Here is an 18,450-nt window from a genome sequence, read left to right on the forward strand (position 1 = left end):
GGATCCCGCGCCGGGCCGGAGGCGTTACCCTGGAGCGGTGCCGCGCGCCACCGCCGCGATCGTCGTGATCGGCGACGAGATCCTGTCGGGCAAGTTCGCCGACGAGAACGCCGCGTTCCTGATCGGCGAGCTCCGCGCGCTCGGGGTCGAGCTCCAGCGGATCACCGTCATCCCCGACGATCTCGACGACATCGCCGCGACCGTGGCCGAGGCGGCGGCCCGGGCGACCTGGGTGTTCACCTCGGGCGGCGTCGGCCCGACCCACGACGACGTCACGATCGCGGGCGTGGCCCGGGCCCTGGGCACCGACGTGGTCCGCGACCCCGACCTCGAGGCCCGCCTGCGGGCCTACTGGGGCGACGCGATCGCTCCGGCCAACCTGCGCCTGGCCGACGTGCCGCGCGGCGCGACCCTGGTCTGGGGCGAGTCGACCACCTGGCCGGTGGTGACGATCGCCAACGTCCACGTCTTGCCGGGCGTGCCCAAGCTGTTCCGCCGCAAGTTCCTCGACATCCGCGAGCGCTTCCGCGCGACGCCGGTGGCCCAGGCCCGGCTGTGGATCGATCGCGAGGAGGGCGCGCTGGCGCCCGACCTCGACGCGGTGGTCGCGGCCCACCCGGCGGTCAAGCTCGGCAGCTACCCGCGGTTCGGCGAGACCGGCTTCCAGGTGATCATCACGTTCGAGGGCGCGCTCGCCGCGGACGTCGTGGCCGCCACCGACGCGCTGGCCGCGCGGGTCGGGCCCGCGGTGGTCCGGCGCGCCGATCCCTGACCGGACCGCCGCGACGTCCGACCTCCGCCCCGATCCCGCCGCGGCGGCAGCGCCCGACCGTCCTCGACCGGCGCCGGCGGCAGCCCCGGCCCCGGCCGCCGTGCGCCGCGGCGACCGCGCCCGAGCCTCGGCGCCGGCGCGTGGTAGCGTGCGCGGCCATGGCCGACGCGCCCTCCTCTGTCCGCGGGATGAACGACCTCTTGCCGCCCGACTCGGCCAAGTGGCAGCACCTCGAGCGCACCTGCCGCGAGCTGTTCGCCCGCTACGGCTACCTCGAGACCCGCCCGCCGGTGGTCGAGCACACCGACCTGTTCGTGCGCGGCGTCGGCGAGGGCTCCGACATCGTCGGCAAGGAGATGTACACGTTCAGCGATCGCTCGAACCGCTCGCTGACGCTGCGGCCCGAGCTGACCGCCGGGCTGGCGCGCGCGTACATCGAGCACGCGATGGCGACCAAGGAGGCGGTCACCCGCTGGTGGTCGCTGGGCCCGGTGTTCCGCTACGAGGCGGTCAACACCGGCCGCTACCGGCAGTTCTACCAGATCGACTGCGAGGCCTACGGCGTGGCCGAGCCCACGCTCGACGCCGAGCTGATCGGCATGCTCCACGCGCTCTACACCCAGCTGGGCGTCACGCCGCTGACGATCCTCGTCAACAACGTCGGCCGCGGCGACGATCGCGGGCGCTACCGCGACGCGCTCGTGGCGTTCCTGACCCCGCAGGCCGACGCGCTGTGCGGCGACTGCAAGCGCCGGCTGGCGACCAACCCCCTGCGCGTGCTCGACTGCAAGGTCGACACCTGCAAGGCGATCGTGGCCCAGGCCCCGATCGTGCTCGACTTCCTCGGCGACGACGCCCGCGCCCACTTCGCGACGGTCCAGGCCACGCTGACCGAGCTGGGCGTGCCGTTCGTGGTCGATCCGCGGCTGGTGCGCGGCCTCGACTACTACACGGGCACGGTCTTCGAGATCACCACCACCGCCGGCAACCTGGGCAGCCAGTCGACGATCGTCGCCGGCGGCCGCTACGACGACATGATCGGCGAACTGGGCGGCCCGGCCACGCCGGCGATCGGCTTCGGCATCGGCGTCGAGCGCACCGTGCTGTGCATGCCGGGCGAGCCGGCCAGCTACGCGCCGTCGATCGAGCTGTTCATCGCGGCGATGGGCCCGGGCGCGCGGGTCCGGGCCACGGCGCTGGCGCACGCGCTGCGCACCGCCGGCGTCACCGTCGAGGTCGAGCACCGCGAGGTCGGCTTCAAGGCCCAGTTCCGTCGCGCCGACAAGCTCGGCGCCCGGCTGTCGCTGGCGCTCGGCGAGTCCGAGCTGGCCACCGGCGCCGCCAAGCTCAAGGACATGGCCGCGCGCACCGAGACCCCGGTCGAGCTGAGCCAGATCGTCGCCGCGGTCACCGCCGCGCTCGGCCGCTAGCGGTCAGGGCGACGGCGGCGGCGGCGGGCGGTGTCGGTGTCGGTGTCGGTGCCGGGGGGGGGCCCCCCCCCGCCGCGGGCGGGCCGGCCAGCCAACCGGCCCGGCCCGCCCGGCCCGAAGCGCCCGCCGGCGCGCCCAGCCCGCCCCCCCCGCGCTCCGCCGCGCCACCCACCCCGCACCCCGCGCCCGCCGCCCCCCGGGCCACCACGGACCCACCGCGCGGCGGCCCACCCCCGGCGCCGCCCCCCCCGCACCGGGCGGGCGCGGGGCGGGCGCAGCCTGCGCCCGGCCCCCCCGGCCGGCGCCCGCGCCCGCACCCGGCGGACGGACAGCGCCAGCCGCGGAAACACAACCAACAACCAAACCACCCGGGGCCGGCTCGCCCCCCCCCCCGCGCCCCCCCCACCCCGCCCCCCCCCCGCCCACGCCCACCCGCCCCCCCGCGGGCCTCCTGCGCTTGCGGGTCAGCACCAGCGCGGCGGCCACGACCAGGCCGCCGACCGCGGCCACCGGCACCAGCGGCACGCCGCCGCCGCCACCGGCGCGCGGCGGCAGCGTCGCGGCGAGCGCGGCGACCGGCGGCACCGGCGCCTCGGGCACCGGCGCGCCGACCTCGGCCACCAGCGGCTCGGGCACGGCCGCCTCGCCCCACGCGGTGGTCTCGATCGGCGTGCCGTCGACGCGGACCGCGGTGACCTCGACCCGATCGCCGACGACGTGGACGCGCAGGTAGTGGCTCACGCGCTCGTAGCGCTTGACCGCGGCCGCGTCGAGCGCGGTGATCCGCCGGCCGCGCGCGTACAGCGGCGCGCCGCCGCCGCCCGAGACGAAGTAGTGGACGCCGCCGGCCTCGGCCCGCTGGTAGCAGTGGTCGTGGCCCGAGAACACCGCGGCGACGCCGTACTTCTCGAACAGCGGCGTCCAGCGCTCGCGCAGGTCGCGCTGCCCGCCGTGGATCGAGATCGAGTACGGCGGGTGGTGCATCACGACGAAGATCTGGCGGATCGATCGATCCTGCCGGGCCGCGGCCAGCTCGCGCTCGAGCCAGGCGGTCTGATCGGTCAGCGCGAACGACGAGGAGTTCGAGTCGAGGACGACGAACCGCGCCGGCCCGTAGGTGAACGCGTAGACCCGCTCGGGATCGGTGCCGTTGTCGGGCAGCGCGAACCGGGCCCGGTAGGCCTCGGCGCTGCGGGCCCGGCCCTGGCGATCGTGGTTGCCGAGCGCCGGGTAGAACACGTTGTCGGCGAGCAGCGGCCCCTCGACGTCGAAGAACGTCTGCCACTGGCTGCGCTGGGCGCCGTCGTCGACGAGATCGCCGGTGCCGAGCAAGAAGTCGGGCACCTCGGCGCGGATGCGCTCGACCAGCCGGCGGTGGGCGTCGCTCGACGACCGCGTGTCGCCGTAGACGACGAACGTCAGCGGCACCGGCGCGCCCGGCGGCGGCGCCGTGGTCAGCTCGCCCTTGGCGACGCGCTCCCCGAGCGCGACCTCGTAGCGGTAGCGCGACGCCGGCGCCAGGCCGTCGACCACGATCTCGGCGTGCGCGGTCGCCGCGACCTCGATCACCCGCGCGGCCGCGCCGGCGCCGTGGATCGTGATCGTCGCCGGCGCGCTCCCGTCGGCCTCCCACATCAGCGTCACGCTGGTGGGCGTCGCGCGCTGCAGGTACGGCCCGTTGACGAACCGATCGGCCCACGCCGACGGCGCCGCCGCCAGCACGCAAGCGAGGACGAGCGCGCGCCGCACCCACCGATGCTACGCACCCGGGGCCGGCCGCGGCAAGTTTCGTGGCGCGCCGCCGATCGCCTCGGCGGATCACCCGGCCGCGGTCACCGGTAGTGCGTGCGGGCCATCAGCGCGACCAGATCCCGGGCCGACTCGCGCTGGTAGCCGTAGCGGGTCGTGAGCGTGGCCAGGGCGGTCTCGGCCCGGGCCCGGGCGTCGACGGACAGGCCGGCGCCGTCGGCGGTCAAGAGCGACACCAGCTCGCCGACCCCGGCGCCGATCGTCTGCTTGTGCTTCGCGAAGTACGCGTCGCGCAGCTTCTTGACCAGATCGGCGAAGATCTCGGTCAGCACCGGCTTCTCGCCCTTGTGGTCGAGCGACCACGCGCCGATCTTGGCGATCAGCCCGCCGCGGAAGTCCTCGGGCTTGCCGGTCAGCGCGAGGGTCTCCTCGACCTCGGCCAGGAACGCCGGGTCGGGCTCCTCGAGCCGGCCGGTCGACGGGTTGCGCAGCTTCTCCTTGCGCAGCCAGTGGGTGACGTGGGCCAGGTAGCGCTCGAACACGCGCTGGTACTCGGCCTCCTCGACCATGCCCAGGGACGCGCGGACCTCGTCGTCGACCCGGGCCAGCAGGCGCTCGCGGCACAGCTCGACGAAGCGCTTGTGGTCGTGGTAGCCGCCCGGCTGCACGTCCTGGCGCAGGAACTCGAACTGCGAGGTCTGCTTGGTCAGCTCGGTCAGCTCGTCGAGCACCGCCAGCGGCGACACGTAGCTGTAGCGTGGCGAGCCGGCGGCGTTGAGCAGCACCCCGTGGATCTCGCGCGGCGACGCGCCGATCTTGCCCTCGTAGTTGGGGTAGCCCTCGCTCTCGGTGTAGAGGTCGCGCAGGTGCGAGGTCAGCTCCTTGGCCGCGAGCCCCGAGATCCCGGCCGGGAGCGTGCCGTCGGCGTAGAGCTCGGCCTTCTCGAGCGGCCCCAGCTTGCCGATGGTCTCGGCCAGGCTCGACGGGAACCGCTCGACCTGGGGCCGGCGCATGCGGGTCAGCACCGCCCACAGCGCCGCGACGTACGCGGTGTGGGGCGCGACGTGGCGGCCGCCGGCGACCTCGCGCAGCTGGACCTCGTACAGCGCCGCCTCGTGGCCGTAGTGCAGGATGTAGGGCACGCGCACCAGCTCGAGCCGGCCGCGGAAGCTCGCGAAGTCGGGGATCTCCTTGAAGGCGTTGAGGTGGATGTCGTTGGTCGAGCCGACGAACACCAGATCGAGGAACAGGATCGCGTTGGCGAGCGACACCGCGCCGCGCTCGACCGCGGTCAGCAGGTACTTCCACGCCTCGAGCGGGCGCTTGAGCAGGTCGTCGAACTCGAGCAGGCCGCGGTTGGCGTCGACGATCTCGCCGCCATACTCGAAGAGCGACACGCTCTGCAGCGACGGCGGCAGCGCGGCCAGCGAGCGATCGGCGGTGACCTGGCGCTCGCTGGCGTCGACCGACATCTGCGGCTCGACCGTGACGTAGCTCGAGCGGTAGCGGTGCGACACGTAGAAGCGCTCGATCGCGACGTGGCGCAGCACCTTGGTGTAGTCGCCGTGGTAGCTGGCCAGGAGCGCCTCGTAGATGGCGCGGTTCTTGGGCGACAGCTGGCCGAAGCGCAGGTAGTCGGCGAGCTGCAGGCCGGGCGCGGCGGCGCCGGCCTCGGCCAGGATCGCGGCGCGGTGCTCGCGCGGGACCAGCAAGAGCGGGTGATCGCGCAGCTCGTCGACCAGGCGCGCGTCGACGGCCTCGTCGGGCAGAAACGCGTAGGTGTCGGCCGCGCCGGCGGCGTCCGAGGCGGTGGCGCCGCCGAAGCCGAGGCCGCTCTTGCCGCTCTTGCCCGACGGGAACACCCACGAGAACCGGTAGCAGGCGCCGTCGTCGAGCGTCGAGTAGTCCTCGAGCGCGCGGCCGACGCACCGGATCAGCGTCGACTTGGCCGAGCCGTTGGGCCCGTGCAGCAGGATCAGCCGGGTCGGCGCGCCGTCGCGCACGAACCCCGACAGCGCCCGGTACATGTGGCCCTGGGCGGCCTCCTGGCCGATCAGCCGGCCCTCGCCGTGGGCCCACGGCGCATCGAACAGGCGCCAGCGCGTGACCTCGCCCCACGGGTACCGGACGGTCTCGGTGCCGTAGTGATCGAAGCACGCGACCAGGTACTGCGCCGCGCTGCGCAGCTGGCTCGCCGGCTGGGCCAGCACCAGCTCGACGTAGTCGGCGAACGACATCATCCGCCGCGTGCTCGCGAACTGCCCGCGGATCGCGTCGCCCAGGTCGGCCAGTCGGGTCTTGATCGTCGACGATGGCATCGGCGCGAGGTTACCGCGCCGGCGTGGTCACTGGGCCTTGAGCGACAGCGCGATCGTCTGCTTCTTCGGGTTGCAGGTCGAGTCGGTGCACACCGCGAACTTGAGCGTGCCCGGGATCGAATAGTCGCCGGCCGCGGCCGGCGTGAGCTTGATCGAGAACGCCAGCTGGGTGTCGTCGAACGCCTCGGCGTCGGCCGGCTCGAGGACGGCCTTGGCCGAGCTGACGCCGGCCGGCAGCTCGAGCGACAGCTTGGTCGGGTAGTCCTTGTTCATGTGGAAGCCCTTGCCGGGCCGGACCACCACCCGCGCGACCGTCTCGGCGCCGGCCGCGCCGCTGACCGCGCTGGTCTCGACCTGGTACTGGTCGTCGGGGCCCCGCCGGGGCGGCGGTGCCGCGGGCGCCCTCGCCCGGCGCCGCGCCGACCGTGGCCCCGGGGCCGCCGGTCGCGGGCTCGCGCACCGGGGCCGCGCTGCCGGTGTTCTTCGACGAGCTCGACTTGCTGCAGTTGATGGCGAACGCGGCGAGGGCCACCGCAGGGATCAGGGCGAGGGGCGCGGCACGACGCATGCGGCGCACTATAGCAGCCACGGCTCGGGGCGCTCGCCCGGGGTGGGCCCGAGGCGCACACCGCCGACGACGATCCCGCGAACCTCGGCCCCGGTTCTTTGTCGCACCGCCCGGGTCCGCTACCATGGGTCCGAAGGTGCGCAGAGCCCAACAGCTCGGCCGGTACCACCTGCTCGATCGCATCGCGTTCGGCGGGATGGCGGAGATCTACCGGGCCAAGACCTTCGACGCCAACGGCCACGCCCACCTGGTCGCGGTCAAGCGCGTGCTCGCGCACCTGGCCGAGGACGACGACTTCATCCAGATGCTCGTCGACGAGGCCAAGATCGCCTCGGTGCTGCGCCACGCGTCGATCGCGCGGGTCTACGAGTTCGCGCGGGCCCAGGGCGAGTACTTCATCGCGATGGAGCACGTCGACGGCAAGGACACGCGCACGATCCTCGAGCGCTGCCGACAGAAGAAGAAGCCGATGCCGCCCGAGCACGCGGCCTACGTCGCGGCCGAGGTCGCCTCGGCGCTGCACGCCGCGCACACCGCGGTCGACGCGCGCCGGCGGCCGCTGCGGATCGTCCACCGCGACGTGTCGCCGTCGAACATCATCATCGCGTACACCGGCGAGGTGAAGCTGTGCGACTTCGGCATCGCCAAGGCGACGTTGTCGAAGGTCAACACCAAGACCGGGGTCATCAAGGGCAAGGTCAAGTACATGAGCCCCGAGCAGGCGCTCGGGCGCAAGCTCGACCACCGCTCCGACATCTTCAGCCTGGGCGCGTGCCTGTACGAGATGCTGACCCGGGTGCCGCCGTTCACCGCGTCCAACGAGATGGACCTGCTGATCAAGGTCCGCGACGCCAAGTACCGGCCGGTGTCGGAGCTGGTGCCGTCGACGCCGCCCGAGATCGAGGCCATCGCCGATCGGTGCCTCACGCGCTCGCGGGCCCAGCGCTACCAGACCGCGGGCGAGGTCGAGGCCGACCTGCGCGCGTTCCTGCGCCGGTACGTGCCGACCTACTCGCGCAGCCACCTGGGCCGGTACGTGCGCAAGGCGTTCGCGGCCGAGATCGAGCGCGAGCTGCGCATGCTCGAGGAGTACGTGCTCGCCGACGAGGTGTCCGACGACGTCGGCGAGAACCTGATCGCCGAGGACCGGGCCCAGAGCGAGGCCGAGTTCGCGTCGGTCGCCGTGCCGTTCCAGCCGCGCCCGACCGCGACCCACCAGGCGGTGGCCGAGGCCGACGACTTCGCCGACGGCGAGAGCCACACCACCGTGCCGCGCGCCGACGGCGAGGCGCTGCGGATCGCGACCGACGTGCCCGACGTCCACGGCGCCCAGACCATGATCCTCGATCCCGGGCGCCGGCCCCGGCGGACCGGCCCGCCGCCGTCGCCGACCGGGCGCCCCGGCCGGACCGGCCCGCCACCGGTGCCGCCGCCGCGGGCGCGCCCGTCGACCTCGGCGCCGGCGCGGGGCGTGGACTGGGACGACGAGCTCCACCGCGAGGAGACGATGATCCTCGACCGCGCGCGCCTGCGCCGACCGTGACGCCGTCGGTCACTCGAGCGTGAGCTCGACCCCGCCGCGCTCGTCGCCGGGCCGCAGCTCGAGCGCGACCGCGCGGCTGGCGCCGCCCTTGGTCGCCGTGACCGAGACCGCGCCGGTCGGCACGTCGCGCAGGCGGAACTCGCCGAGGCTGTCGGTCGAGACCGTCAGCTCGTCGTCGCCGCGGCGCGCGGTGATCCGGGCGCCGGCCACGCGATCGCCGACGCGGTCGCGGACGACGCCGCTGACCGTCGCGCCGCGCTCGAGCTCGAGCCGGAGATCCGGCGCGGTGATCTGCCCGGCGCGATCGCCGGCCGCGACCGCCGCCGCCAGGGTCCGCGCGACGTAGCCCGGCGTCCGCACCGCCAGCTTCCACGGTCCCGGCGCGATCGGCCCCAGGCGCGCGCGCCCGCCGCTGTCGGTGACGAGGTCGCGCCGGGCCCCGGCCGGTCCGGTCGCCAGGACCGGCAGCCCCGGCAGGCTCGCGCCGGTGTGGTGATCGAAGACCAGGAGCTCGAGCCCGCCGCCGAACGAGAGCGTCAGCCGGACCGCGTCGCCGGTGGCGACGGTGAAGCGCTGCGGCGGGTAGTCGCCGTGCTCGACCCGGACCGCGAGCGCCCCGGCCGGCAGCATGGCCAGGCGGAAGCGGCCCCCGGGGCCGGCGATCGTCGCCCGCCCGTCGGCGGCGCCGCCGTCGATCACCACCCGCGCGCCGAGCACCGGCAGCCCGCTGGGATCCTCGACCGTGCCCTCGAGCTCGGCGTCCGCGACGACGAGCGTGACGTCGTAGGCGCGCTCCGCCGCGGGGTCGACGCCGGGCGGGACCTTGCGCAGATCGAGGACCCCGGCGAAGTCGCCGTGGCCCCAGGCCCGGGCCGCGACCGCGACCGCGCCGGCCAGCGGCCCGACCCGGTAGCGCCCGTCAGCGTCGGTCGCGGCCTCGACCACGCCGCGAGCGCCGGTCGCGTCGGCCGGGGTGAACCGCACGATCGCCCCGGCCACCGGCGTCCCGCGCTGATCGGTCACGCGGCCCGCGACCATGACGCCGCGCTCGAGCACCAGCTCGACGCCGGCGACGACCTGGCCGAGCGCGAAGGTCGTGACCGGGCCGCGCGCGGTCGCGTAGCCGGTCGCGTCGGCGACCAGCGTGAAGCTGCCGGCCGGGATGCCGGTCAGGCGGAAGCGGCCGTCGGCGCCGGTGGTCCAGGTCGGCACGTAGGCCGGGTCGACCGGGATCGGCGCCACGGCCGTCGACGGATCGACCGACGGATCGACGTCGGTCAGGATCGACACGGTCGTGCGCGCGGCGCCCGGCGGCGGCGCGAACGGGATCGGCCCCAGCATGACGCCCAGCTCGCCCCGGGGCAGGAACCGGGCGTCGCCGCCGATCGGCACGTCGCCCGACGCCGCGGGCCGCAGCGCCAGGCCCAGCGCCCGGCGCAGGTGCTCGTCGAGGGCGACCGCGCTGATCTCGACGCCGCCGGCGCCGCGGCCGATCGCGCTGACCACCGCGCCCGCGACCGGCGCGCCGGCCGCGTCGACGACGACGCCCTCGGCCACGCCGCCCGGCACCAGCTCGATCACCACGTCGCCGCGGCCGGCGGTGAAGTCGATCGTGCCGCCCATGATCCACCCCGGCGCCCACGCCGACGCGGTCCAGCGCCCCGGCGGGATGCCCTCGGCCTCGAACCCGCCGTAGGGATCGGTGCGGACGTGGCGCCGCGCCTCGTCGCCGGTCTCGGCGGTGATCGTCACCGCGGCCGCGACGCCGCCGCCGGTCTGGCGATCGATCACCCGTCCGCGCACCGTCGCGGCCGGCTCGAGCGCCAGCGCCACGTCGGCGAACGGCCCGCGCCCGAGCCGCGGCACGCGCACCGCCCGCGCCGCGCGATCGCCACGCCAGGCCCAGACCCGGTAGCTGCCCTCGGGCAGCCCGTCGAACGCGAACCGCCCGTCGGCGCCGGAGGTCGCGGTGCGGCTGCCGAACAGCGTGTCGCTGTCGATCGCGACCGTGGCGCCCTCGACCGCCTGACCGCCGTCGGTGACCGCGCCGGCCAGCGCCACCCGGCGCGCGACCACGAACCGCATCACGTCGGCCGGCACCGGCACGTAGCGCACCTCGGCCGAGAAGATCGCCTCGCCCTCGAGCATGACGCGGTACCGGCCCGGCACCACGCCCTCGAGCTCGAAGTGCCCGTCGGGCCCGGTGATCGCCACGACCGCCAGCGCCACGGCCGGCGCCGGGGCGGCGGCGGTGCCGGCGTCGCCGACGCCGCAACCGCCGACTCGACCACCGCGGTCACCGCGACCTCGCCGACCGGCAGCCCCGCGCCGTCGACCACGAGGCCGACCAGCCGCTCGTCGCCCGGTCCCTTGACCGGCGCCGGCAAGCTCGGCCGATCGCGCGGCAACAGCGGCCCCGGCCCCGGCCCGGCGCTGGCGCCACCAGCGCCGGCCCGAGCGCCCAGCCCGCCCGCCCGCGAAACGCCCGCCCGCCGAACACGACCGCGACCACCGTCACGCCCGCGATCGCCGCCAGCGCGATCGCCCGGCGCCTCGAGCCGAAGCTGGAACCGGAGCCGGAGCCGGAGCCGGAGCCGGAGCCGGAGCCGGAGCCGGTGTCGGAGCCGGAGCCGGAGTCGGAGCCGGTGTCGGAGCCGGAGCCGGAGCCGGTGTCGGAGCCGGAGCCGGCCCCGGAGTCGGAGCCGGAGTCGGCCCCGGTGTCGGCTTCGACCCCGGCGGTCCTCGCCCCGGCGTCGGCCCCCGCCCCGATCTCAGCCCCGGCGTCGGCCTCGCCCTCGCCGGCCGGCGCCTCGCCCCCGCCGGCCGGCGCCTCGTCCGCGCTGTCCGGTCCGGGCTCGCTCGCTTGCGCCATCGCGCTGTCATCCTCGCATTGCCGACCGGTCCGTGCACGCGCTGGCGAGATCGCGGTAGGATCGACGTCCATGTCGGTCGGTCTGTTCGATCACGCGGGCGAGGTGCGGACGACCTCGACCATCACGATGGTCGAGGACGTGCTCATCACGCTCGGCCACTTCCTGAACGACTGCCGTGACCCGACCCCGGCCACGCTGGCCGCCTGGCGGGTCCGCCACGGCTCGGCGACCGTCGAGATCCAGCTGTTGCCGCGCGGCGACGGCAGCCACCTGCGGGTCGCGTCCGCGGTGGTCCACGCCGGCCCCGCCACCGATCGCGCGTCGCTGTGGCAGGAGCTGCTCAGCCGCAACGCCGACCTGTGCGGGGTCGCGTTCGCGATCCGCGGCGACCAGGTGCTGCTGGTCGCCGAGCGCTCGACGCTGGATCTCGATCGGACCGAGGTCCACGACATGATCCAGCGCACGGCCACCCTGGCCGACCTTGTCGACGACGACCTGGCCAGCCGCCACGGCGCGCACCTCGGCGCCCCGGCCTGAGCCCCTCCCCGGCTACTTGACGTCGCGGCCGCGCGGGCCTTCGTCGATGGCGAAGCCGGTGCAGACGTTGGGGCACAACGTCACCTCCTTGACCTCGCGCACCAGCTTGCCGCTCGAGCCGAAAAGCTTGGCGTCCTGGATCACGACGAACTCGACCGGGCCCGACGACGGCTGACACGAGGCCAGCATGCCGACGATCTTGGCGCCGGTGTCGTACTCGAGCGCGATGCGATGGCTGATCAGATCGTGGATCTTCGAGTAGTCGGGCATGACGCGGCGACGTATACCACGACCGCGATGGCGACCGCTCCGACCGAGCTCCTGCTGGTGCGACACGGCGAGGCCGACTCCAACCGCGACGGTCGGTTCGGCGGCTGGAGCCCGGTGCCGCTGACCGACCGCGGCCGGCGCCAGGCCGTGGCCGCCGCGGCCGAGCTGCGCGACCGCCGCCCGACCGCGGTCATCACCAGCGACGTCGTGCGCGCGGTCCAGACCGCCGAGCCGATCGCCCGGGAGCTGCGCGTGACGCCCCGGCTCGAGCCGGGGCTGCGCGAGCGGTCGCTGGGCGTGTTCGACGGGCTGGCGTTCACCGAGGCCGAGGCCCGGTTCCCCGAGCTGTGGCGGCGGCTGATCGCGCGCGACCCCGACGCGGTGCCCGACGGCGGCGAGACCGCGGCCGGGGTGTTCGCCCGGGTCAGCGCGGCGATCGCGCGCATCTGCGCCGACCACGCCGGCGAGCGGGTCGTGGTCGTGAGCCACGGCCTGGCCCTGTTCCACGCCTTCAGCTACGTGTGCGGCCTGGGCGTGCCCAACCGCGACGCGTCGGTGTTCGTGCTGGTCGACAACGCGTCGATCACCCACGTCGAGCACCGCGTCGGCGATCGCTGGCGCATCATCACGCTCAACGACACCGCCCACCTGCGCGGCCTCGAGTAGCCCGCCGGCCGGTCGCGCACCGGTCGCGCGCGCGGGGCGTCTCGCGTCGCGGTGGGGCCCAATTTCTGCCGACGGCAGTGACCCGATCCAGTCAGGTGATCGCGGCCTGGCCACTTTCGGCCAGTCGACGCTGGAACCGCGCTCGCCCGACCGCTCGATGATGGCTCCGCGCGGACCGGTCGCGATCACGGCCCAGGCGTGGTCCGGTACTTGACCGGCTTGGCGGCGACGCGGACGGTGGTCTGGTTGGCCGCGTCGGTGACGGTGCCGCGGAGGCAGAAGTAGCCGCGCGCTGGCGCGGTCCAGGCCAGCGTGCCGGCGGTCACCGCCACCGGGAGATCGACCCAGCCGGTGACCCCGGCGTTGCAGACCGCGGTCGCGTCGGCCTGGGCGGCGATCTGGGCGTAGGCGATCGCGCCGGTGACGGGCAGGCCCTCGGGGTCCGACGTCGTCCAGGCCAGGGTCACCTGCCCCGTGGTGGTGGTCGTGGTGATCGTGGTGTCGTTGGGCGTGAGCCAGGCGAAGGCGGGGGCGCCGTCGACGGGGCCGCTCCCGAACGGCGCCCCGCCGAGGATCCACTGCTCGACCTTGGCGCGATCCGCGGCCGCCGGCTGCGCGGCCGCCGCCGGCGGCGGCATGTTGGCCTGGGTGATCATGCGGGCGAACACCTGGCTGCGCATGTCGTACACGCCGAGGTCGCTGTTGAGCGGCGGCTCAGGATCGGCGGCGTCGTACTTGTCGAGGCGGAATGACTCCAGCGCCACGGTGCGGGCCGGCTGGCCGTGGCACGGCTTGCAGTAGGTCAGGAAGATCGGCTTGACGTCGGCCCAGGTCAGCGTCGTGTCGACCGGCGGCGGCGCGATCGTGAACGGCGCGTCGGACTCGTCGCTGCGCTGGTTCTGACCGTCGGTGACCGCGACCCGGATCCGGTACGGGATGGGCTGCCCGGCGTCCTCGAACGGCACGCCGGCGGGATCCCAGGTGAACGTGGACACGCCGACCAGCCCGGTGGCGAGCGCGGCGGCGACGGTGCCGGTGCCGTCGGGGGCGACCCGGATCAGCGCGACGTCGATGGTCAACGTGTCGCCGGGATCGGGATCGGTCGCGGCCCAGGAGATCGGGATCGCGCCGAGCACCGCCTCGCCGCCGTTGGGCGCGAGCACGCGCACGGTCGGCGCGGTGCCGAGCGCGCCGTGGTCGACCGGCAGCGACGGCGCCAGCGTGATCCGGTGCTGGTTGGCGGCGGGATCGTCGGCGAAGCCGTCGTCGACCACCGCGAACACCTCGACCGCGTGGCCCGACGCCAGCTGCCCGGTGTCGACCGCCGCCGTCGCGAGGCCGCTGGGCAAGCCGTGCGCGACCAGCTGCTCGTCGCCGGTGACCAGATCGCGGACGCCGATCGCCACGAGCAGGCCGTCGCCGTCGGCGTCGTCGGCGCGCAGCCCGATGGTCAGCGCCTGATCGACCTGGGCCGGCAGCGGCTCGGTCAAGGTCGCGGTCGGATCCTGGTTGGCGCGCGTGCCCTTGACGGCGCCGGTCGCGGCCCAGGCCGCGAGCACGTCGCGCTGGCGCTCGGTCAGCTCGTAGGCCGGCGGCATGACCGGCGCCTCGCGGATCGCCGCCTGCGTGACGATGGCGTCGCGGTAGTCCCAGGCGTCGAGCGTCGCGTCGTCGAGGGCGACGTAGCGGTCGAGCCGGATGCCGATCAGCCGCGGATCCGAGGGCATGGGGCCGTGGCAGCGGCCGCAGTTGGCGAGCACGATCGGCTGGACGTCGGCGAACCAGGTCGGCGTCGTCGGCACGGGCTCGCCGCACGCACCGCCCCCGAGCGAGGTGACGACGAGGGCGAGGGCGAGACGAGGACGCGGCATGCGGGGCCTCACGGTAGGTAGTGGACCTGGACCAGGAGCTGCTCGGCCTGGGCGCCGCCGGCGATCGCCTGCAGCCGGCTCTGCGCCGAGAGCTCGACGTGCGCCCACGGCATGACGGTCACGCTCGGCGACAGCGCGACCCGTCCGGTCGACGGCAGCTGGGCGTCGGGGAGGAAGGCCTCGGCCGCGAGCGTCGCGACCACGCCCCGGATCGGGCTCCAGGTGGGCCCAGCCCAGGCGACGGCGAACGGTCGCCCAGCGTCGGCCTCGGGGAACTGCTGCCAGCCGCCGTCGACCTCCGCCATGAGCAGCACCTTGGGCCCGGGCAACCAGTACTTGCCGGCGATCCCGACGGCGATCGTGCGCTCGGTGACAGACGCGGTCGCGCGGGTCGAGCCGAGCGCGGCCCATCCGTCGCCCCGCCGCTCGAGCAGCGCCGCGACCCCGGCGGCGGAGGTCCGCGCCCACCCCAGCGGGTCGCTCACGAACGCCGTGGCGTGGACCTCGGTCGTGCCGCCGAGCCAGGCGCCGCCCACGCCGTAGGTCTCCTCGAACAGGCCGTAGCCGAGGTGCCGACGCACGAACGCGGTGTGATCGGCCAGGCGCAGCCCGAAAGGCGCGGCGAACCGGCCGGCGCGCACCATCCACGCCCCCGACGTGGGCTGGTACGCGAGGTAGTGCTCGCGCGAGATCGCCGCCAGCCCGTGGAACCCGCCGGCCGCGTCGTCGGGGCGAGCGCTGGCCGATCGGGCCGCGGCGCGCGCGCCGAGGGTCGCGGTGATCGAGACGCCGGCCGTGGTGACGCGCGTGGCGAGCTCGAGTTGCATCGGGAAGATCGCCAGGCGCGCGCCCTCGGCGCCGCCATCCTCGACCAGCCCGGCCAGGCGGACATCGCCGCCGAGCGCCAGCCAGCCCGGGAGCGGCGCGCCGTGGAGCGCAGCGCCGTCGCCGCCCATCGCGAGCGTGTCGCCCAGCTCGCCGTGGCCCCAGTCGGTCAGCAGCCCGCCGCCAGCGGGCGCGAGGTGACACTCGCGGCAGCTGCCGGTGTCGCTCGCGAACTGGTAGTGCGGGTAGGCGCGGGCGCGCCCGGCCCCGACCGCGACGACCGCCGCGATCACGGCCAACCGGATCACGGCCCGGATCACGGCGCGGCTCCGTCGCGGATCCACCGCCGCACCAGCTCGAGTTCGCCCTCGGCCAGCGGCGCGTCGGGCGGCATCCGCGCGCGCTCGGCGCCGGTGAGGATCAACACGAGCGGGCTCCGCCGGTCGTCGCCCGGGAAGACGAACGGGCCGGCCGAGGTCGAGGTGCCGGCCAGGAGCGCCTGGTAGGCACCGTCGGCGTCGTCGAGCACCAGCCCCGCGCGCGCCGCGAGGTCGCTGTGACAGGTCGAGGTCGCGCAGCGCGGCGAGATCGTCGAGGGGTACAGGTACGCCCAGGTCCCAGGTCGGTCGCTCGCGTCGACGCAGGCCGCCAGGACGACGAGGAACGCGGGGCCGAGACCGGTGACACGCTGGGCGAAGTTCACGCTCGGGAATACAGTCGCGCCTGGGCCAGCGTCAGTCGCTGCAATCGTCTCGTCAATCGCAAGGCGTCGCCTGGGTCGCGGACCGGAGGCCGCGCTCGGCGCCGTGCGGACGGAACCCGCCGCGGCGCCATGCGGGCCATGAGTGCGATCAGAGCACCGTGTCGAGCACGAGCTGGACGCCGGCGGACGGGATCGCCGCGTCGGCCTTGCCGGTGACGTCGCCGGGCTGCTTCGACATCGCGTCGGCGTCCTGGTCGTAGCGCACCGACACCACGACCGAGCCGGCGAAGCCGGTACGCCGCCGATCATGGCCCGGGCCTCGGTCGGCTAGAAGGTCATCGGCCAGGTCCCCGACGCCACCAGCTTGTCGACGGCGATCGGCGCGCCGACGCCCTGCCCGGTCGCTACGCGTCGCGGGTTCGGACGCTGATGGTCAGCGCCGCCGGGACGTCTTGCCGCGCAGGTCGGCCGGCGCGTCGATCGACACCGGCCGAATCCTTGTTGGGGATCGAGCAGGCGCGGTGGATCGGGCGCGGGCAGCCCCATCTGGGCGACGTCGACGCCGCCGCCGCCACCGCCGCCAAGAGTCACCCAGGGGCAACGCGCCCAGCACCGGCGTGAGGATCGCCCATGCCGCCGCCACCAGCGGCGGCGCCCCCGGCACGCCCGCGCGAGGATCCGGTGCCGCCGGCGGCGGAGTGGCCGCCGCCGCCATCACACCGCCACCGCCGAGCGGCCCAGCGGCGCCGCCGGCCGGCGCTGCCAGTCGGTCGCGGGCAGCAGCCTGTCGTTTCGGCTTCTTGTTGCCCCAGCCAACGGCCAGCGCCAGGGTGAGGACAGGGCGTGACGCGCTTCATCGGGGCAATCTAGCAGATCAACCCCCGCCGGCGATCGCTGGCGGTCACGACCGCCGCCGCGACCACCCGACCACGACCAGGCCATCGAAGGACCACGCCGTAGCCCTGCAGGAACGGGCCGACCCGGCGCGCGCCGATCCAGGCTCCTCGGTCGGCAGCCGGGCGGCGGCGACCGCGCGGCGCAGCTCCTCGAACCGATCCCAATCGCGCCGGAACAGGAACCACGCCAGCCCCGGCGCGGCACGAGCGATCGCGTCGCGGCCAGGTCCGCACCACGGTGATCCGGCGGGCGTCGAGGTGGACGGTCAGCCCGCCCCAGCCCCAGCGCGCCGTCGCGCGCGATGCCGATCTTGGCGCGACGCACCGCCACCCTCCAGCCCGCCACAGCGCGACCGCGGTGAGCAGCACGGTCAGCCGCGCCGAGCCGTGATCGACCGGCGGGTAGCGGCAGAACAGGTCTGCGCAAGCCAGGGCCGAGGCCGCGATCGTCGCGAGCAGGCCGCGGTGCGCGAGCCGCCGCGGCGCGCCGGAGCGCGGAACCAGCCGACCAGGGCGCCGGGCAGGTCAGCCCGGGCGGCGTGTCGATCGCCGCCATCAAGGCGCCTCGGCCCGATCGATCGCCGCGGCCAGCGCCGCCTCGACCGCAGCCAGGCCGTCGGCGTCGGTGATCTTGCTGCCGCCCGCGCTCACGTAGAACACGTCGGACACCTTCACCCTCGGTCGCGATCTTCCGAGACCGAGATGTCGAAACCCGGCGTCGGCCAGCGCCGCGGTGATCGCGTGCAGGGCCCGGGCCGGTCCCGGGTGAACACCTCGACGATCGTCGCGTCCCGGCCGACTCGTCGAGATCGAACCGGACCTCAGTCGCGACCACGGGCGTCAGCCGCGGCAGCAACCAAGCGCGGGCGCCGACGCGCGAAGCAGCGCCGCGACCGCGGCCGACGCCGGCCGGGCCGTCGGCGCACCAACTGCGCGAGGTCGTCCTCGAGCCGACGCCAGCGCGGATCGTCGGCGGCGAAGCGCGGCCCCGACCGCGGCGCCGGAAGAACCAGATCGAGGCACGAAGCGCCCCGGCCGGCGTCACCGCGCGGCCGACCACGGCGCCGAGCACGTCGACGCGATGGGCGGCGAGCACGCCGGTGATCGCCGCGGGCACACCGTGGACGTCCGGGCGCGACCACTCACCACCTCGCTGATCCCCGCGGCCGGCAGCGCGGTGACCGCGAAGCGCCCGACCGCGGCGCCGTGGGCAAGCACGTGCGCCGCCAACCGGACGTACCGGGACCTGCGCTCCAGGCTGAGCTGCGCCGCGGACCGCCGGTCGAGCCCGGCCGCGATCGACGCCGCGATGCCGGGATCCATGTCGCCAGTCGCGCCCCCCGCAGTCGACTCGCCGGATCGCCCGCGTCGAACCGTTTAACTGGCGCGCACGTAGAAGCTCGCGCAAGAGCTCGGCCTTCACGCGGTC

13 protein-coding genes are annotated in these 18,450 nt (G+C 75.2%); 5 read left to right on the top strand and 8 right to left on the bottom strand.

Features of this window, described 5'->3' with window-relative positions; translation table 11 throughout:
- Window positions 1–37: 37 nt before the first annotated feature.
- Both IPL61_38910 and IPL61_38915 read left to right on the top strand, forming a co-directional pair.
- Window positions 38–772, top strand: coding sequence for a competence/damage-inducible protein A (locus IPL61_38910; GenBank protein MBK9037155.1), 735 nt, complete (start codon window positions 38–40; stop codon window positions 770–772).
- A 158-nt stretch (window positions 773–930) separates the two neighbouring features.
- Window positions 931–2,202: a histidine--tRNA ligase gene (locus IPL61_38915; protein MBK9037156.1), complete on the top strand. Its 1,272-nt coding sequence runs from the start codon at window positions 931–933 to the stop codon at window positions 2,200–2,202.
- 3 nt (window positions 2,203–2,205) lie between these two features.
- Here the strand turns inward: IPL61_38915 and IPL61_38920 are convergent, their stop codons facing one another.
- From IPL61_38920 to IPL61_38930, 3 genes are all read right to left on the bottom strand, one after another.
- The gene (locus IPL61_38920; protein MBK9037157.1) at window positions 2,206–3,951 is read right to left on the bottom strand and encodes a metallophosphoesterase; all 1,746 of its coding nucleotides are present in this window, start codon (window positions 3,949–3,951) and stop codon (window positions 2,206–2,208) included.
- Between the two features lie 83 nt (window positions 3,952–4,034).
- Complete coding sequence (locus tag IPL61_38925; protein MBK9037158.1) at window positions 4,035–6,269, bottom strand: serine protein kinase PrkA; 2,235 nt, start codon at window positions 6,267–6,269, stop codon at window positions 4,035–4,037.
- Window positions 6,270–6,296: 27 nt separating this feature from the next.
- Complete coding sequence (locus tag IPL61_38930; GenBank protein MBK9037159.1) at window positions 6,297–6,572, bottom strand: hypothetical protein; 276 nt, start codon at window positions 6,570–6,572, stop codon at window positions 6,297–6,299.
- Window positions 6,573–6,973: 401 nt separating this feature from the next.
- On the opposite strand from IPL61_38930, the gene IPL61_38935 reads away from it, so the two are divergent.
- Window positions 6,974–8,380 carry a serine/threonine protein kinase gene (locus IPL61_38935; GenBank protein ID MBK9037160.1) on the top strand — a complete coding sequence of 469 codons (1,407 nt, stop codon included), beginning with the start codon at window positions 6,974–6,976 and terminating at the stop codon, window positions 8,378–8,380.
- 9 nt (window positions 8,381–8,389) lie between these two features.
- Here the strand turns inward: IPL61_38935 and IPL61_38940 are convergent, their stop codons facing one another.
- Window positions 8,390–10,609, bottom strand: coding sequence for a carboxypeptidase regulatory-like domain-containing protein (locus IPL61_38940; GenBank protein MBK9037161.1), 2,220 nt, complete (start codon window positions 10,607–10,609; stop codon window positions 8,390–8,392).
- 713 nt (window positions 10,610–11,322) lie between these two features.
- On the opposite strand from IPL61_38940, the gene IPL61_38945 reads away from it, so the two are divergent.
- Entirely contained in the window at window positions 11,323–11,790 is a 468-nt protein-coding gene (locus IPL61_38945; protein MBK9037162.1) for a YbjN domain-containing protein, read from the top strand.
- Window positions 11,791–11,802: 12 nt separating this feature from the next.
- On the opposite strand, the gene IPL61_38950 is transcribed toward IPL61_38945, so the two are convergent.
- On the bottom strand, window positions 11,803–12,060 hold the full coding sequence (locus IPL61_38950; GenBank protein MBK9037163.1) for a hypothetical protein: 258 nt from the start codon (window positions 12,058–12,060) through the stop codon (window positions 11,803–11,805).
- A gap of 27 nt (window positions 12,061–12,087) precedes the next feature.
- Here IPL61_38950 and IPL61_38955 point away from each other — a divergent pair, with 27 nt between their 5' ends.
- On the top strand, window positions 12,088–12,726 hold the full coding sequence (locus IPL61_38955; protein MBK9037164.1) for a histidine phosphatase family protein: 639 nt from the start codon (window positions 12,088–12,090) through the stop codon (window positions 12,724–12,726).
- Window positions 12,727–12,911: 185 nt separating this feature from the next.
- Here IPL61_38955 and IPL61_38960 read toward each other — a convergent pair whose 3' ends face one another.
- From IPL61_38960 to IPL61_38970, 3 genes are read right to left on the bottom strand one after another with little or no spacing between them, the layout of a single operon-like run.
- Window positions 12,912–14,597, bottom strand: coding sequence for a hypothetical protein (locus IPL61_38960; protein ID MBK9037165.1), 1,686 nt, complete (start codon window positions 14,595–14,597; stop codon window positions 12,912–12,914).
- Between the two features lie 8 nt (window positions 14,598–14,605).
- The gene (locus IPL61_38965; protein ID MBK9037166.1) at window positions 14,606–15,730 is read right to left on the bottom strand and encodes a hypothetical protein; all 1,125 of its coding nucleotides are present in this window, start codon (window positions 15,728–15,730) and stop codon (window positions 14,606–14,608) included.
- Between the two features lie 8 nt (window positions 15,731–15,738).
- Window positions 15,739–16,125: a hypothetical protein gene (locus tag IPL61_38970; protein MBK9037167.1), complete on the bottom strand. Its 387-nt coding sequence runs from the start codon at window positions 16,123–16,125 to the stop codon at window positions 15,739–15,741.
- Window positions 16,126–18,450: the final 2,325 nt, after the last annotated feature.

Source organism: Myxococcales bacterium (assembly GCA_016717005.1).
GTDB lineage: Bacteria > Myxococcota_A > Polyangia > Haliangiales > Haliangiaceae > UBA2376.

Bases quoted from the DNA above. Each gene is read 5' to 3' on its own strand.
- IPL61_38945 (MBK9037162.1), top strand. From the start codon at position 11,323: ATGTCGGTCGGTCTGTTCGATCACGCGGGCGAGGTGCGGACGACCTCG.
- IPL61_38950 (MBK9037163.1), bottom strand. From the start codon at position 12,060: ATGCCCGACTACTCGAAGATCCACGATCTGATCAGCCATCGCATCGCG.
- IPL61_38915 (MBK9037156.1), top strand. From the start codon at position 931: ATGGCCGACGCGCCCTCCTCTGTCCGCGGGATGAACGACCTCTTGCCG.
- IPL61_38955 (MBK9037164.1), top strand. From the start codon at position 12,088: ATGGCGACCGCTCCGACCGAGCTCCTGCTGGTGCGACACGGCGAGGCC.
- IPL61_38925 (MBK9037158.1), bottom strand. From the start codon at position 6,269: ATGCCATCGTCGACGATCAAGACCCGACTGGCCGACCTGGGCGACGCG.
- IPL61_38960 (MBK9037165.1), bottom strand. From the start codon at position 14,597: ATGCCGCGTCCTCGTCTCGCCCTCGCCCTCGTCGTCACCTCGCTCGGG.